12 protein-coding genes are annotated in these 17,991 nt (G+C 36.4%); 7 read left to right on the top strand and 5 right to left on the bottom strand.

Annotated elements, in window-relative coordinates:
- Positions 1 to 3: 3 nt before the first annotated feature.
- A complete protein-coding gene (locus L647_RS0121700; RefSeq protein WP_024612875.1) occupies positions 4 to 927 on the bottom strand; it encodes a hypothetical protein in 924 nt (307 codons plus the stop codon).
- Between the two features lie 78 nt (positions 928 to 1,005).
- On the opposite strand from L647_RS0121700, the gene L647_RS0121705 reads away from it, so the two are divergent.
- Positions 1,006 to 1,914 carry a pyridoxal-phosphate dependent enzyme gene (locus L647_RS0121705; protein WP_024612876.1) on the top strand — a complete coding sequence of 303 codons (909 nt, stop codon included), beginning with the start codon at positions 1,006 to 1,008 and terminating at the stop codon, positions 1,912 to 1,914.
- On the opposite strand, the gene L647_RS0121710 is transcribed toward L647_RS0121705, so the two are convergent.
- From L647_RS0121710 to L647_RS0121720, 3 genes are all read right to left on the bottom strand, one after another.
- Entirely contained in the window at positions 1,911 to 3,593 is a 1,683-nt protein-coding gene (locus L647_RS0121710; protein WP_024612877.1) for an EAL domain-containing protein, read from the bottom strand. The two genes, L647_RS0121705 and L647_RS0121710, sit on opposite strands and share 4 nt — an antisense overlap.
- A gap of 220 nt (positions 3,594 to 3,813) precedes the next feature.
- Entirely contained in the window at positions 3,814 to 4,428 is a 615-nt protein-coding gene (locus L647_RS0121715; protein WP_024612878.1) for a response regulator, read from the bottom strand.
- Positions 4,418 to 6,814 (bottom strand): PAS domain S-box protein, encoded by a 2,397-nt coding sequence (locus tag L647_RS0121720; RefSeq protein WP_024612879.1) that lies wholly within the window; start codon positions 6,812 to 6,814, stop codon positions 4,418 to 4,420. Before L647_RS0121720 ends, L647_RS0121715 begins: the two co-directional genes overlap by 11 nt.
- 291 nt (positions 6,815 to 7,105) lie before the next feature.
- Between L647_RS0121720 and L647_RS0121725 the strand changes: the two genes are divergently transcribed.
- The 5 genes from L647_RS0121725 to L647_RS01000000124810 all read left to right on the top strand — a co-directional run bounded on the left by L647_RS0121725 (position 7,106) and on the right by L647_RS01000000124810 (position 13,833).
- Positions 7,106 to 8,497, top strand: coding sequence for an NAD-dependent succinate-semialdehyde dehydrogenase (locus tag L647_RS0121725; protein WP_024612880.1), 1,392 nt, complete (start codon positions 7,106 to 7,108; stop codon positions 8,495 to 8,497).
- Between the two features lie 58 nt (positions 8,498 to 8,555).
- Positions 8,556 to 9,575: an alcohol dehydrogenase AdhP gene (gene adhP, locus L647_RS0121730; protein WP_216712745.1), complete on the top strand. Its 1,020-nt coding sequence runs from the start codon at positions 8,556 to 8,558 to the stop codon at positions 9,573 to 9,575.
- Positions 9,576 to 9,693: 118 nt separating this feature from the next.
- Complete coding sequence (locus tag L647_RS0121735; RefSeq protein WP_024612882.1) at positions 9,694 to 11,226, top strand: Re/Si-specific NAD(P)(+) transhydrogenase subunit alpha; 1,533 nt, start codon at positions 9,694 to 9,696, stop codon at positions 11,224 to 11,226.
- A 10-nt stretch (positions 11,227 to 11,236) separates the two neighbouring features.
- A complete protein-coding gene (gene pntB / locus L647_RS0121740; RefSeq protein WP_024612883.1) occupies positions 11,237 to 12,631 on the top strand; it encodes a Re/Si-specific NAD(P)(+) transhydrogenase subunit beta in 1,395 nt (464 codons plus the stop codon).
- A gap of 125 nt (positions 12,632 to 12,756) precedes the next feature.
- The gene (locus L647_RS01000000124810) at positions 12,757 to 13,833 is read left to right on the top strand and encodes an Nramp family divalent metal transporter (RefSeq protein ID WP_216712744.1); all 1,077 of its coding nucleotides are present in this window, start codon (positions 12,757 to 12,759) and stop codon (positions 13,831 to 13,833) included.
- A 303-nt stretch (positions 13,834 to 14,136) separates the two neighbouring features.
- Here the strand turns inward: L647_RS01000000124810 and L647_RS1000000125675 are convergent, their stop codons facing one another.
- Entirely contained in the window at positions 14,137 to 16,938 is a 2,802-nt protein-coding gene (locus tag L647_RS1000000125675; RefSeq protein ID WP_139015467.1) for a response regulator, read from the bottom strand.
- A gap of 213 nt (positions 16,939 to 17,151) precedes the next feature.
- On the opposite strand from L647_RS1000000125675, the gene L647_RS0121755 reads away from it, so the two are divergent.
- Positions 17,152 to 17,991, top strand: an 840-nt coding sequence (locus tag L647_RS0121755) for an IS4 family transposase (RefSeq protein WP_024609746.1), incomplete at its 3' end; no start/stop codon positions are given.

A 17,991-nucleotide genomic window follows, 5' to 3' on the forward strand; every position in this document is an offset into this window, starting at 1 on the left:
TCTTCATATAACAGACTCCGGATCTGTTAATTGATAAGCAGCACCCAATGCATAATAAAAGTTTGGATCTAATTTTTCAGCTAACTCTAAATTAGGTTTAAAATCGACAACTTTTACCTGTAAAAATTCAGCAAGCCCTGCCCTAAGTGTGAGTGAAGATAAGTCATCGCATTGCAATTGTAAGCTGCGAATAGGAGGTTGCTTGAGCTGGCTTTCAAAAAAATCCATAGAGCGTTGAATTTCAAGACCCAGTGCTTCTACTAAATCTTGGTTTTGATCTTTATCCGTAATGCCTAAAAAGCCATTTAAACGCCTAACCAATACTAACTGCCCATCTCTGATTATTAATATACGAGGTTCACTATTAATATGCTGAACGATGAGCATATGTGCATCTTTATGGTGCCCAAACAGAGTAACCAAAACCATTTCTTCAGATGTCATGGCGCGCAGAACAGGTTTTGTTTGTGCAAAACTATCTATAAAAGGTAGCAACTGCAGTTTATTGCTTATAAACACATTCATTTTGCTACTTTGCATAGACAAAGTAATAGGGTAATCAATAAAATCAGCCACTATATTTTCAGGCGCTATATCTACAAAATCCTTTGTAATCCATGGTAGTGATTGGATAATTTCGTCATCACTAAGTGTTGGCTTATCCATTTGTACTATTTGATAGAAAAAGTGAGGAAGCACTAAATTAACTGAACATATGTCAGTACAAACTTCATTTGTGCAAGCAACGATAGCGGCTGTATAATCATCTTGTTCAGAAACATTTACACTATGCGAACTGTGTAATTGCCATTGCCCTTGTTGTTTTTTTAAGCACACGGCATTAACTGTATGCGCATACGTAGCAACACCAATAGCTGTATCTCGGTCTAAACTGCGATTTAACCATGAAAAAATCTTTTCTTTCATATAGCTACTATTGTTAATAGAATATAAAATAAGTGTCGTACATTTTAGTTAATTTGCCAAGTTAATAAATGAGATAAAATGTCAGTATCATTCAATATAAATGAAAATAACTATATTCAACAAATAGATATGATGTTTCTAAAAAAGAGAAACATTTATTTAGGAGTAAAACGTGACGATTTACTTCATCCATTAATAAGCGGTAACAAATGGCGTAAATTAAAATACAATTTAGCCCATATGAAGAAGCTAAAAAAAACAGAATTACTGACCTTCGGTGGTGCTTTTTCAAATCACATTCACGCTTGTGCAGCCGCAGGTAAAGAGTTTAATTTAACAACTCATGCCATTGTTCGAGGTCCTGAACTTGATCACAACAACCCAACAATTCAATTTGCGAAGCAATGCGGAATGCAACTTCATGTTGTTAATCGCCTTGAATACCGCCTACGTAACGATCAAGACTATTTAAACTCACTACAAACTCGCTTTCCTAATGCTTATATTATTCCAGAAGGTGGAACTAACTCGTATGCATTATTGGGTTGTGAAGAATTAGTACAAAGCCTCCCTGCACACGATTATTTAATTTGCCCTACGGGAAGTGGCGGTACATTAGCGGGATTAATTGAAGGAAGTGAAACGGCAACCCAAGTCATAGGTATTGCAGTATTAAAACAAGCTGATTATTTAAAAGATGAAATACGTAAGTTAAGCACTAAAGCTAACCATCAAAATAATTGGCAGCTATTAACAAACTTTCACGATGGAGGGTATGGTAAATTTACGCCTGAGCTGTGGCGGTTTTGCCAAGATATGAACATTAATTACAACCTACCTTTAGAACCTATTTATAGTGGTAAAATGATGTATGCATTGTTTCAATTAATAGAGCAAGACTACTTCCCTGAAGGGAGTAAAATTATTGCAGTTCACACAGGTGGAATGCAAGGATTAGATGGTCTTAAATATAGAGGTTTAATTTAATGAAATGCAGCTTGAGTAAGCTCTTGTAATGGCTCTGAAAAATAAAAACCTTGTGCACCAACCACTCCAAGTTTTGCCAACATCAATAATTCTTTTTGGGTTTCAACCCCTACAGCAAATACAGGTATATTTAATAAGTTGCTTGCATCAACTATTTTTTTTATTTGTTTTTGATTCTGTGTATTTTCGTTCACCAAATGAACTAACTCATAAGACAACTTTAATCCACATACCTCCTGGCAATTACTTAGTTTAGATATATTTTGACTACTTTGAATATTATCAATTACAACTTGTGACCTGCTTTTCTTAATTATACTAAATATATCTATTAAACTACTTTGATGAATAAAAAATTCGCTTTCACTTATTTCAAATTGTAATTTGTTACTCAATTTCAAATCATTTATTTGTGATGAAACCCATTGCCAAAACTCTTTATTGAGCCAGTTTTTAAGATATAAATTAATACTAATAGTTAAAGGTGAAGACTCAGCCAGTGCTAACTTTTTAATTTGAGTAAAAACAGCTTTATCTAATATTAGCGCATCTTGGCTACTGTAGAGCTGATTAATAAAATAACGAGCTGCAAGTAAACCATGCGTATTATGCCTAACTCTAATTAATGCCTCGTGTTGTAAAATGTCACCAGTGCTTATTTCAAATAAAGGCTGGAAAAAAAGTATAAATTTATTCTTTTTAATATTTTCAATTACTTCCTCTCTAGAAATTACTTTTTCTTGGCTATGGTTTAAAGCTAACCGGTGAGAATGTTGTAATAAGCTAGATTGAGATAAAGTTAAAGCAGATTTTGCTAACTGATAAACAGTTTCTTGATCAGCTCCAAGTCGATAATCACATGCGCCTATTTTGATATTTTTCCTTGTAATATTTTCTTGATAATTTTGGCACACCGTAAAAATACCTTTATGTAAACGTTCTATATACCGATCAAGCTCTGTAATAGGCACATTACACAGTGTTATAGCAAGACGTTCGTTACTTAATAACGTTACAGATAACCCTTTTAATTCAGGAAAAATTTTAATAACTAATATTTTAAAAGTAATCTCTTTATCTATACGTTGAGCAAATCTGCAATCACATTCTATAAGCATATATAAACCATGGTATAACGATGCTACACCATAAAAAGTACTTAATTCATTGTTTTTAGGTTGGTTAATATTAAGCAGTTTTGATTTGTTTGACTGATAACTTGGCTTCACGATGATTTTTGAAGGGATAGATGAGTTAGCTGCTTTTATGATACCCCACCAGCGATAATACCAACTAGCAGCACCTAAAATAACCAAGTTAAGCAATATAAATAAATAACTTTCCATTACCCATATCGGCGGATGATAAAGGCTCAAACTGAGTGTTTTATATTTAAAGTCTTCACGCTCTTCACTTAAAAAACGCTCAAAATTGGTAGGAGAAGGATTTGGTTTTAACATGAATTTTTGGCTTTTTACCAACGCAATTAAGACCTTATTACTTAATGAGGTATCTATTTTCAAATCAAAAATCTGCTTAACAAGCTGTTGTCCCGAACGATCAGTTTTTTGGTGTAATGAATCATTCAAAAAAACATTTAAACTCACTGTTAGCAATGTAATTAAAACAAAGTAAATTCCCTTTGATTGTATTAAATGCCAGTCTTTAGGTTGCAACATAACCTACTCACCCGTTAAATTAATAACTAAAGTGTTGTTCAGTATCTTAATAAGTACAAGGTCGTAAAGTAAGTTTAAATATTTACGACTTCATTAAATAAAAAGCCTCGCATAAACGAGACATAATAATTTAAATTAGTTAGATATTAGATAACAACCTACATGAGGGCTGTTTAAAAATCTGCGTCATTTCAACATTATTAAATAGATGAACTGATAATTAATTTAATTGCTCATACATAACTTTACTTCGCACTAATTGAGCGAGTGTTTTAGCACCTAATTTTTCCATTACATGAGAGCGATGAACTTCAACTGTGCGTTCACTAATACTAAGATCGCACGCGATTACTTTATTCATTGCCCCATCAGTCACTCGCTCAAACACTTCACGTTCTCGACTCGACAGCGATTCAACATTAATCTTATTTTTATGCTTATCGAGTGATTTTTCATGTTGCTTTTCATCAAGTACCAATGCTTCATTAATACGGTCAATCAAGTGCTGTTCATTAAATGGTTTTCTAATAAAATCAATTGCTCCTAAACGCATCGCTTCTACAGCCATCGGGATATCACCATGCCCGGTAATAAATATTATTGGTAATGAGCAATTTAAATCTTTGAGTTTTTGTTGGAGCTCTAAACCACTCATTTTAGGCATACGTATATCCAATACTAAGCAACCAGCCATGGTTTCATTATATACATCCAAAAACGCAGCGCCTGAACTAAAGCTCTGAGCGTCAATATCAATAGAGTCTAGTAGTATTTCAAGCCCTTCTCGAATACCTTCATCGTCATCAATTATAAAAACGCTTTGCTTATCGCTCATAAACGACTCCTCTATTATGTGCTGGCAAAGTAAACATAAAAATAGCTCCTGTTGGCTTATTGTCATAAAAGTGAATATGCCCACCATGTTCTTCAACAATGCTTTTAGATATAGATAGACCGATACCTGTGCCATTTTCTTTGGTTGACGAAAATGGCTTAAATAACTTCTCTCTCATTTCTTCAGGTAATCCTGCACCGGTATCAGAAACTGATATCTCAACATATTTATCTCCATTCAATTTTATTTCGAGCTCTATTTTTGAATCATTTTTATAAGCATTTAACTGCATAGCTTCCATACCATTACGTAATAAATTAAGAATAACCTGCTCTATTTGCACCCGATCAACAAACACATCAATTTGTTCATCACATGTAATTATTCTGACAGTAATATTGCGAAGTCGCGCTTCTGATTCTGCTAGGTTTGTTACTTCTTTTATTAAAAATATACAATCAATGACTTCTTTTGTTCGTTGCCCTTTTTTGGTCATTAACTGCATACGCTCAATAACGGCTCCCGCTCGACGAGAGTGTAAACTTAGTTTTTCAAATATTAAGGGGAGTTTGTCAAATCTCCCCTTCTCACAAAAGTTTTTTGCCGTCTGAGAAAAAAGAGAAATAGCTGTCAGAGGTTGATTTATTTCATGTGCAATTCCTGCTGCCATTTCACCCAATGCATTGACCCTTTCGGTATGCGCTAATTGCTCAGTATGAAGCCGAGCTTGGTCTTCTGACGCACGTTGCTTGGTAATATCTCGAATCAAACCTACAAACATTGTACTTTCATGATTCTGTATTTCACTTACAGATAAGTGAATTGGAAATGTTGTGCCATCTTTATGCTTAGCTACAAGCTCACGACCCACACCAATAATATGCGTCTGCTTCGTTTTTAAATATTGAGCTAAATGCTGGTCATGGTGTTTACTAAATGATGTAGGCATTAATATTGTTACGTTTTTATCTTTTACTTCATCTGAGGTATAACCAAACATAGCTTGCGCAGCAAAATTAAAACTTTGTATAAGCCCGTATTGATCAATGGTAATAACGGCTTCAACAACTGAATTTACTACTGCATCAGAAAAAGCGTAACTACTAATTAGGTCAGCTTCAGCCTGCTTAATAGGGGTAATATCATTAATAAATCCTTCAATAATAACTTCACCATTAAAAATAGAACTAACCGGTCCTCCTTTTTCCCACACTAATTTGATCCCACTATTTTTGGTATTAATTCTATATTCAAGTTCAAAGGAGCGTTTTTCTTTGACAGCTTCTGTAAGTGACGCCTGTACTCGCTCATAATCATCTAAATGTATTATTTCCCTCCACAGCATTCTATTTTTTTTAAACTCAGCTCGAGAATAACCAGTTAAACTTTCACACCCATCACTAACCAGTATCATAGGCCAGCTCATAGTATTAAAAGACTGATATGCCATGCCGGGAAGGTTTTTTAATAAATATTCAATCTTATATCGCCCGTCTTTTATTTTACTGCGTGCAAATAAATAAGTATAAGCAGCCAACACAATTAAAAAAGCAATAAAAATACCAAGTGAAATTAAAATTCTCATGATTTTATAGTGAGCAATATACAAAAACTCATCACTAGGCGATATGCTTATCTCCCACTTATGACCTTGTAAATCATAGGATGCTTTTTTATCCCAAATGCTTGTAACAGGAAATGAATTTGCTTGATCTGAATATACTTTTTGCCCATCAATAAACAGCGTAAAATGATATTCCTTAAGTAAAAAAGCAGGCACAACTGTTTTAATGTAAGGTTCAAAAATCAACGCACTTGCAATAAAACCTTCTAGTTTTTTACTCCTTGCATTGGTGTTAAAAACAGGAATATATATTCCAAGCCCCTCTCCACCATGAATAGATTGCAAAGGTGTTGTGACTACTGCTTGCTTTGTATTTTGTGCTTTTATTGCAGCTAACAATGCAGGCGGATTTAATGCCAAATTAAAATCAATGGCTATTTCATTACCTTGCTTTGGTATTATTTTTCGCACATGTAATGATCTATCAATCCAACCTATGGCTTGATAGCCATATTGCGAATCATACAATGTTTTACTGATTATTTCCCAGTCACCTTGTGGCATATCGCTTGATATCGAAGACAACTTAGATAACTCTGACAGTGATGTTATTCGCTCTTCCAAGTCATCTTTAAGCAGTGTTTTAATACCTTCAGCTGTACTTTGCGTTACTCGTTCAATATGGATTCGCTCTTGGGAATCTATGTGAAATACTATAATAATCATCAAACACGTAACCAGTATTCCTACCATTATTGCATACAATAAAATAGCTAATTGGGATGAGGAAAATACTTTCGATTTTTTATCACTGTAATTCATGATGAATTTAAACTAGCGCCTCGTTGATTAATAACTAGTGCGTTTACCCACTACGCACTGCATTATTTTATAATCCTTTATCACTCCCATCCGCGTCAAGAACTAACTGAGTGATTAAAAATAAATAAAATCAAATAATTACACTTTCAAGATGTGGATTCCCACATGTATTTACGTAGCATCACGAATAGCCTCACTTTAGTACTTGTTTTACCATAATTATACACGCAGCTTCTAAGCGTTATTCATTTTAAAATAAGAGTCTTATTTAATTTAACTGAGGATATTATCATGAGCTATGCAACAACAAATCCATATACAGGTGAGGTTGTAAAAACCTTTCCTGATGCTACTGATGCTGAAATTACTCAAGCAATAGAAAATGCCGATTCTGCCTTTCAATCATGGAAAAAAACACCTTTCTCTTCTCGCGCTAAAATAATGCAAAAAGCGGCTGACTTATTACGTAAAGATGTAGTTAGTTACGCCAACTTATTAACTTTAGAAATGGGTAAAATAACATCAGAAGCAAAGGCTGAAGTTGAATTATCCGCAGCCATTTTAGAGTACTACGCGAATAATACTGAGAGGCTTCTCGCATCAGAAAAATTACCCGTTGCAGATCCAGCTGAGGGCGAGGCAATTATTATCCATGAACCACTTGGTGTATTGCTTGCCATTGAGCCATGGAATTTTCCGTATTATCAAGTTGCTCGTATTATTGCGCCGCAATTGTCAGCGGGTAACACTATGCTACTAAAGCACGCGGGTATTGTTCCACAATGTGCAGCAGCATTTGAAGCACTTATGCTCGAAGCTGGTCTGCCTAAAGGCGCTTTTAAAAACCTATACGCCGCACATTCCCAAACAGAAATGATCATTTCTCATCCATTAGTTCGTGGTGTTGCACTTACCGGTTCTGAAAGCGCTGGTGCAATCGTTGCTTCTACCGCTGGTAAAGCACTTAAAAAGTCTACATTAGAGCTTGGTGGTGCAGATGCATTTGTTGTACTTGCTGACGCTGAAATGGAAAAAACGGTTAATTGGGCAGTATTTGGTCGTCACTGGAACGGTGGGCAAGTATGTGTATCGTCTAAGCGAATGATCATCGAAGATGAAGTTTATGATGAGTTTGTTGAACTTTATACTGCTGGTGTTGCTAAGTTGCAAGCAGGCGATCCACTAGATCCAACTACTACTTTGGCACCATTGTCATCACAAGGTGCAGCTGATGAACTAAAAGTTAAAATTAACGAAGCAATAAAGCTTGGTGCAACAGCCACTGAAGTGGGCCCTAAAGTACCTAGTCAAGGCGCCTTTGTACAACCCACTATTTTAACGAATATTAGTGAAGATAATCCGGCTCGCAACTGGGAATTTTTTGGTCCTGTGTCTATGTTATTTCGTGCAAAAAATGAAGAAGACGCAATTAGAATTGCGAATGACTCTCCATTTGGCTTAGGTGGTTCTGTATTTACGTCAAACCCTGATCATGGCTTAGAAGTCGCTAAAAAAATATCTACCGGCATGGTGTTTGTAAACCATCCAACAATGGTAAAAGCCGACTTACCATTTGGCGGTGTTCGTCGTTCTGGTTATGGTCGTGAATTAATAGGCTTGGGTATTAAAGAGTTTGTTAACCACAAACTAATCGACGTTGTTGACATTAATGCGCCTTTTTAAATAGCGCAGTTCAATAAAAATCCCTTAAATATTAATAGGAAAGATTATGAATAACAAAATGAAAGCAGCCGTTGTTGAGCAATTTGGCAAACCTTTAGTTCTACGCGATTTAGATATTCCATCACCTAATGCAGGGCAAATATTAGTTAAAACAGAAGCCTGCGGTGTATGCCACACAGATTTACATGCAGCAAACGGTGATTGGCCATTAAAACCAACTCCACCATTTACTCCTGGCCATGAAGGCATTGGGCTAGTTACCAAAATTGGCGAAGGTGTTACAAGCGTAAAAGTAGGCGATAGAGTCGGTGTTCCGTGGCTATATTCAGCTTGTGGACACTGTGAATTTTGCTTAAGTGCTTATGAACCAGTATGTCCTGATGCTGAGTTTGGTGGCTACACTAAAGATGGTGGTTTTGCCGAGTATATTATTGCCGATCCTAATTACGTTGCACTTATTCCTGATGGCTTATCAGCAGTACAAGCGGCCCCTATAATTTGTGCTGGTATTACAACTTACAAAGGTATTAAAGAAACCGATGCTAAACCAGGTGAATGGGTAGCAATTTCAGGTTGTGGTGGACTTGGTCATTTAGCGATTCAATATGCCAAAGCGATGGGTCTTAAAGTGTGTGCGATAGATATTGATGACAGCAAGCTTGAACATGCAACCTTACTTGGCGCCGATGCAATCGTAAATGCTAAAACAGATAATGCAGCAGACACCGTCAAAGAAATAACGCAAGGTGGCGCCCATGGCGTACTTATTACGGCTCCTTCCCTACCAGCATTTGAGCAAGGGGTTAATATGACCCGTAAACACGGTACATGTGTTTTAGTTGGCTTACCACCTGGTGAGTTTCCGACGCCATTATTTGATGTAGTAGCAAATTGCATCACCATTAAAGGATCATTTGTTGGGAACCGCAAAGATATGGCCGAAGCGCTCGCTTTTGCGGCACAAGGCAAAGTTAAGGCGGATATTGAATTACAGCCTTTAAGCGCTATTAATGAAATTTTTGAAAGACTCGAACATGGCAAAGTACCATCTCGTGTAGTTATTGATTTTACACTTTAGCTAGCAATAAATACGGTGGAAACATGTTAGTAAATAACATATTTCATCGTATCGCTAATTCCATAACGCCTAGATACATATTAATTCCTCTTCATGGCATTTAAATCGAGGTTCGACAATGAAAATTGGTGTTCCAAAAGAAATCCACACAGGCGAGCGACGAGTCGCGACGACCCCAGATGTAGTAAGTAAATTAACAAAGCTTGGTTTTGATGTCGTTATTGAAACTGGTGCAGGAATGGCGGCTAATTATGCCGATGATGCGTATGGCGAAGCTGGTTGTAAAATAATCAACTCAGCACAAGATGTATGGGCACAATCTGATATTGTACTAAAAGTACAAGCACCTGAAGGTGATGAAAATACATTACTAAAAAGCGGACAAACATTAATCTGTTTTTTATGGCCGGCACAAAACCCTGAGATGCTAAAAGATTTAACTCAGCGTGGTATCACCGCCATTGCAATAGATAGTATTCCTCGTATTTCTCGAGCACAAAAAATGGATGCTCGCAGCTCAATGGCTAATATATCAGGCTATCGTGCAATTGTAGAAGCAGCTCAACATTTTGGTCGATTTTTTACCGGACAAATTACAGCCGCAGGAAGAGTTGCTCCTGCTAAGGTACTTGTAATTGGTGCAGGTGTTGCAGGCTTGGCCGCAATAGGAGCGGCAAAAAGTATGGGCGCAATTGTTCGCTCATTTGATACGCGTGCTGAAGTAAAAGAGCAAATTGAAAGCATGGACGCTGAGTTTTTAATGCTCAACTTTAAAGATGAAGACGGCTCAGGCGAAGGCGGTTACGCTAAAGTAATGAGCGATGAATTTATCGAAGCCGAAATGGCATTGTTTGCAGCGCAAGCTAAAGACGTTGATATAATTGTTACTACCGCACTCATACCCGGAAAACCAGCGCCTAAATTGATCACCAGCGAGATGGTTGCATCAATGAAGAGCGGCAGCGTAATAGTCGATCTTGCAGCCGAACAAGGTGGAAACTGTGAATTAACAGTCCCGGGTAAGGTTGCCGTATGCCATGGTGTATCGATTATTGGTTACACCGATTTACCAAGTCGCCTTGCTGCACAATCGAGCCAATTATACAGTAATAACTTATACAACCTGTTAGCCGAAATGACCCCAGAAAAAGACGGCAAACTCTTTGTTGATATGACAAACGATGTTGTTTTAGGTGCAACTATATGTACTGAAGGAAAAACAACTTGGCCGCCACCAGCACCCACACTATCTGCAACCCCTAAAAAGGTTGCGGCTACACCTAAACCCACGGTTGTTGAGAAAAAGAAATCGGTATTTGGACCTATAATTGGCGCCGCTATCGGTGCATTAGCATTGCTTGGGCTTGGTGGTGTTGCACCCGCTGATTTTATGTCTCATTTTACCGTTTTTGTCTTAGCCTGCTTTGTAGGTTATATGGTTATTTGGAGTGTATCGCCTGCACTACATACGCCTTTAATGAGTGTAACCAATGCCATTTCAAGCATTATTGTTATCGGTGCTTTAATTCAAATAAGCTCAACAGACGACACCATTAAATGGTTTGCCGTTTTTACCGTGTTAATTGCGAGTATTAATATTGTTGGCGGCTTTGCTGTAACACATCGCATGCTCAAAATGTTCCGTAAGTGAGGTTGTTATGATTAGTACTGGTATTGTAACCGTGGCATACATTGCTGCGATGGTTCTTTTTATTTTGGCTTTAAACGGTCTATCCAATCAAGAAACTGCCCGTAAAGGTAATTGGTATGGTATTTCAGGCATGGTGATAGCACTTTTGGCGACTGTTTTAGGTGTTGTTACCAATAACTATATTGAGTTGATGATTGCATTATTAGTGGGTGGCAGTATTGGTTTACTTGTAGCAAAACGAGTGCAAATGACTGCAATTCCAGAGCTGATTGCTATTTTACATAGTCTAGTCGGGCTCGCGGCTATAATGGTTGGGTATGCTAACTTTGCGGATGCTTCTAGTCATTTTACAGGAATTGACTTAACCATTCACGATATTGAAACCTATGTAGGTGTTTTAATTGGTGCTATTACACTTTCAGGTTCAATTACCGCTTTTGGTAAATTATCTGGTCGAATAGGCAGTAAGCCTTTAACACTACCAGGGCGACACATATTTAACCTTGTTTTATTAGTTGCTGTAGCGTGGCTTGGACAGCAATTCGTTGTGCAGTCTGCTGTTGGTAATGGCATGTTGCCGCTGGTTATTATGATAGCGCTTGCTTTAGTTTTTGGTGTTCATATGGTTATGGCAATTGGCGGTGCCGATATGCCGGTTGTTATATCTATGCTTAATAGTTATTCAGGCTGGGCCGCTGCCGCGACAGGCTTTATGCTAAATAACGATTTACTCATTGTAATTGGTGCATTAGTTGGTTCAAGCGGAGCTATTTTGAGCTATATAATGTGCAAAGCTATGAACCGAAATTTTTTATCAGTCATTGCCGGTGGATTTGGTAGTAGCAATGTAAAAGCTTTACCTGTAGGGGATCAAGAACAAGGTGAAGTACTAACAATTAGTGCAACCGAAACAGCTGAGCTGCTCATGAGCGCAAAAGAAGTAATGATTATTCCTGGATACGGAATGGCCGTTGCAAAAGCGCAGCAAATAGTCTCTGAACTCACAAGTAAATTACGTGAAAAAGACATTAACGTGCGCTTTGCGATACACCCTGTTGCAGGGCGAATGCCTGGACAAATGAATGTGTTATTAGCTGAAGCTAAAGTTCCTTACGACATTGTTTTTGAAATGGATGAAGTAAACGACGATTTTCCACAAGTCGATGTTTCTCTTGTGATTGGTGCAAACGATATTGTAAACCCGTCAGCACTTGATGAACCAAATAGTCCTATCGCCGGTATGCCGGTACTTGAGTGCTGGCATGGTAAAGCGTCAATTGTTTTAAAACGCAGTATGGCAACCGGCTATGCTGGGGTACAAAATCCACTATTTTTTAAAGAAAACACACAGATGCTCTTTGGAGATGCCAAAGACACGTTAGTCGAAGTTCTTGCTGCACTATAAAAGTAACATTACAAAGCCGTGGAGGATTCCATGGCTTTGTTGCTAGTTATTAGTATGCATATGCCCTATCAATACCTTTTCAAACTAAAACAAACTGCGGTTCAACATTAAAGCTCACTTCTATTATGAAAATTAAGTTATTGCCCACAGTAGGCTCAAAACATAGGAATAAATATGGGCTAAGTAAAGTATTCAAATATATAGGACCCGGATTACTCATAACCGTTGGCTTTATTGACCCTGGTAATTGGGCTTCAAATATTGCGGCTGGCTCAATGTTTGGTTACACATTATTGTGGATGGTAACATTATCAACCCTAATGCTAATTGTACTACAGCACAATGTCGCGCATCTGGGTATTGTTACGGGTGATTGTTTAGCTGAATCAGCAATGAAAAACTTGAATATTCATGTTGCTAGGTCAGTTCTTTTTACCAGTATTATTGCCGTTATATCTACCGCTTTGGCTGAGATACTCGGTGGGGCAATTGCCCTGCACCTTCTTTTTGATATTCCTATACTCATCGGCTCTGTCATTATTTTAGTTATTGTTATTGTATTGCTGTTTACCAACACTTACTCAAAGCTTGAAAAGCTTATTATTGGTTTTGTTTCTATTATTGGATTTTCATTTTTATATGAAATGAGCATTGTTAGTATTGATTGGTCCAAAGCACTTACAAGCTGGGTAACGGTTAGCATTCCTGATGGATCTATTATGATTGTAATGGCAGTACTTGGTGCCGTAGTTATGCCTCATAATCTATTTTTACATTCAGAAATAATTCAAAGTCGAAAATGGAATAATGAAAATGAAGCCGTTATTAAAAAGCAATTAAGGTATGAGTTTACAGACACATTAGTATCTATGATTATTGGCTGGGCTATAAATAGTGCAATGATAATACTTGCCGCAGCTGCATTTTTTAATAAAAAAATAATCGTTACTGAATTAGAGCAAGCCCAACATCTTCTTACGCCAATGCTTGGCTCAAAGGCCGCATTAGTTTTTGGAATCGCATTACTATTCGCCGGAATATCTTCCACAATAACGGCGGGGATGGCAGGCGGCTCTGTTTATGCTGGAATATTTAAGGAACCTTATAATATAAAAAATAACCATACTAAGGTTGGTGTGGCGGGTATATTAATTATCTCGACATTACTTATATTTGGATTTCTGACCCATTTAAAGGTTTAATCATTTCTCAAATGGTATTAAGCATTCAATTACCCATTACCGTTTTTTTACAGATTTATTTAACATCATCGCAAAAAGTAATGGGCAAGCATAAAAATTCAAAAGTGATGCGTTTATTATTGTTATTAATTGGCTTAATTCTAACTATTTTAAATATTATGTTGTTTGCCAGTTTTTTGTAAGATCGTTTATTTAAGTCGCGTTTAAATTTAATGCTATAAAATGGACTCACTGATAATTATTAAATATAACGGCAATTAAAATCAGCCTATATCTATTATTCGCTTTTCTAAAACTCTTTGATTACTGTATTTTATTCAAATAATCTGAGTTGCTCTTTAAACACTGAATAATAGTACTATGCAATTTTTTTATTTTTATAGGCTTAGCTACATGAGCGCTTATACCTATTGATAAATAATGCGTAATATCTTCCTCAATCACATTTGCCGTTAAGGCTATGATTGGAATATTAGCAATCCTTTTGTCAGGATCCCTTCGGATTATTTTTGTTGCCTCAACACCATCCATAACAGGCATATGAATATCCATCAATATCATATCGAACTCTCCTGATTTGACAGTTTCAGTACATTCGAGCCCATTCTCAACCAAATGAACTATTACACCTCTTTTCTCTAAAAGATCAGCAATAATTAATTGGTTAATTCCGTTATCCTCTACAACTAAAACTTTTAAGCCTGCCAAAGAGTCTTGATTGGATGATAGAGCCAATTTTGTTGAATCTAAAATATTTGTTTCAATTACATTATGCAAAACACTTGTTGAAACAGGTTTTTGTAAAATTGTATTTATATTTAATTTTTTTGCTAAATGATTTATTGAATCTTTATCGTAAGCTGTAAGTACAATAATAACGTCGCAAGGTTTAGAATCCATATAATTTATACGTGTTAAAAAATGCTCGCCATCTATAATTGGCATAGTCCAATCTGTAATAATAACTTTAAACTTACCCACTTCTTTTTCAAGAATATAAAGTGCCTCTTGCGCTGATTTACACAAAGTACACCTTAACCCCATTAAAGTGAGTTGTATCTCAATCGCGTTAAGCGCTAACATATTGTCATCAACAACTAACACATCAAAAGCATCTGGAAACGTTAAGTTGTGTTTATCCGATATAATCACTTGATTATTAGGTTTTATTTTAATCGATGCTATAAATTCACTTCCAATATTTAATGTACTTTTTACAGAAATATCACCATCCATTAGTTTACATAAACGCTTACTTATCGTTAATCCCAAGCCTGTCCCTCCAAAATTCCTGGTGGTAGAGGTATCTTCTTGAGTAAAGGCCTCAAATAGATGAGGTAAGTTTTTTGGCGCGATCCCTACACCTGAATCTTTAACAATAAAGTGCATTTGTATTGGTTCATATTCATTTAAATTAGTTTCTGCTTCAATGCTAACTGACACTTGTCCTTGAGATGTAAACTTAATCGCGTTAGAGCATAAATTTAACAGAACCTGATTAATTCTAACAACATCACCCATTAAATCAGGTGTTACATTCGGTGAAACATTAACTACAAACTCTATTCCTTTTTTTTGCGCCTGGTTTTCAAATGTTGTTTTTATATAGTCCACTACAGAGTTGATAGAAAAAGGATATTCTTCTAAATTAATATTGCCAGACTCAATTTTGGAAAAATCTAAAATATCATTAATTACAGAAAGTAGCTGATCAGAGGAGTATTTTATCTTATTTAAATATTCTTTTTGCTCTAGTGGTAATCCACTATCTAGTAGCATATTGGTAAGCCCAATAATGCCGTTCATAGGTGTTCTTATCTCATGACTCATATTAGCTAAAAATGCTGATTTAACTGATGCTAAATGTTCAGCCTCTTCTTTTGCTATTAGTAACTCTTCGGTTCGTCGTGTTACTCGAGATTCTAATTTTAACTTTTCGCTATCAAGCGCATTTAATAACTGAATTCGCTTACCATTTAAAACCAAAACAAAAGCTAAAAAACTACTTAATGTAACAATTATAAAAACGACACTATAAATAAGTACTTTATTTTGTTTGAAATATGAAGGTTCGTAATAAGTAACTATTGCATCCTTTGGTAAGCTTTCAAGCTCTATACCAAACCGATCTAATTGTCGCCAATCATAGTAATAAGCACTTAAGTCTTCCCCCATAACAGATGTTAAACCTTTATTATCATGAAATGAAATTATTGAATTAGCTGCTTTCTCTCCAAGCTTTTTACCTGACAATAAATATCCGCCAACGATTCCAGAACCCAACAATGAATGCCAATAACTAAAAATAGGCGCTTTACTATTACTTGTTAATAGTTTTAAAAACTGAAATGGGCTAAGTGCATTATTATTGTAACGTCTAAAAATGGGGGTGAATAAAATAATAGAATCAGATGAGGTATGTTTAACTCTCTCCATAAGTTCTTTTGTAGGCACATCAAACCATTTTTCAATAGCTAAATGAGAAAAGTTTTTAGTAATTGTAGGCATAAAATCTTGCTGAAAATTAAACCCCATATTATTTGTCGTATCTAAAATAACAATGAGCTTTTTCGCATTCATTAAATTTACAGCATCTGATGTAGCCTGCTTATAATCTAATTTAGATTGGATGATGTTCCCACTTTCTAATACCTTAAATTGCGTGCCTGGCTCTAAGTATATTTTTGGTACATCAGTAAATAAATTTGTAAAATCGGATAATAATACAGCGGCAGAAGCAGATTGAGTAATAATTACATCTATACGTTTATTTGCATACTTTTGCTGTAAATATAACTCCATAACCCGCTTTTGTTGAGCTTCATCAAATCGCTCTATATCCATATTTTCAACGAATAAATCAAAGCCAGACACTCGCTTTCCAAGTTCAGCACGTAATCCAACTTCAACACTTTTTTCCCATGGTGAGTCTTGATTTAAGGTATTTATAAGTAAAATATGCGTGGTTTTTTTTGAAGACGATATTTTTGGATTTAACGTATTTAAAACTAAAGTATCTGAAGTAGCAATTAGTGATGAGGATGCATGTAAATTGAAGCTGAACAGTTGAAAAACAAGAAATAAAATAGCGGCACAGTTTTTCATATTTCTCATAAATAAAGTTAACAAAATTTTATTTAGCGTAGTTTGCAACTCCACATATATCAATAAAGTACCTGATTAAATAATAATTTTTCTTTTAAAAAAAAAAGCCGCTATTTAGCTAACACCGATCAGTTAAGGTATTTTTGATCGGTTGACCGATCTTTTGGTTGCTTCACAATACCCTTATCATCTTTTGATTATGAGGGTATTTTTATGCTTAGTCATTGGTTACTTGATACGGATATATTCGCCACTCCTGACTCTTTATCTACATTTCAGAAACATATCCCTCTTGAGTGGATTTCTAATGTGCTCGAGCAGACCGATAAAGCAAGTATTCGCAAACGTAAGTTACCTGCTGAGCTTGTCGTCTGGCTTATCATTGCAATGGGTCTTTTTCGCGACCGCTCTATTAGTGACATTGTTGAGAAGTTAGATTTAACACTCACTGATACCCTGGGCGATACGGTTGCTCCAAGTGCTATTCCTCAAGCGAGACAGCGCCTCAGTAGCGACCCCCTCCAAGCCTTATTTCACCTATGTGCAGCCCATTGGACACAAGAAGAAGATGCTGATGATACGTGGTATGGACTCCGGTTATTTTCTGTCGATGGAACGCAATTTCGTGCACCTGATACACCTGCTCTTGCTGAGCACTTTCACTATATTAAGCACAGTAAAAACCGTCATACAGAATATCCTATTGTACGCCTATGCGCCTTAAGCTCCTTGCGTAGCCGGTTGATACACCACGTTGCCTTCGGGCCCAGTTATCAAGGTGAGGTGAACTACGCAAAGCAGTTATTTAGTCATGTAAGTAATAACAGTCTAACTATTTTTGACCGATGTTATCTCAGCGCTGAGCTACTGATTAATTGGCGTAAGCAACACCCACAGTCGCACTGGATGGTCCCGATTAAAAGCAACACGCAATACACCGTCATTGAATCTTACTCTGAGCATGACTTCAAAGTAGAGATGAGTGTATCTGCGCATGCCAGAAAACAAGACCCTTCGCTTCCTGAGTGCTGGCAGGCCAGACTGGTTCTTTAT

This window comes from Pseudoalteromonas sp. TB64, from assembly GCF_000498095.1.
GTDB lineage: Bacteria > Pseudomonadota > Gammaproteobacteria > Enterobacterales > Alteromonadaceae > Pseudoalteromonas.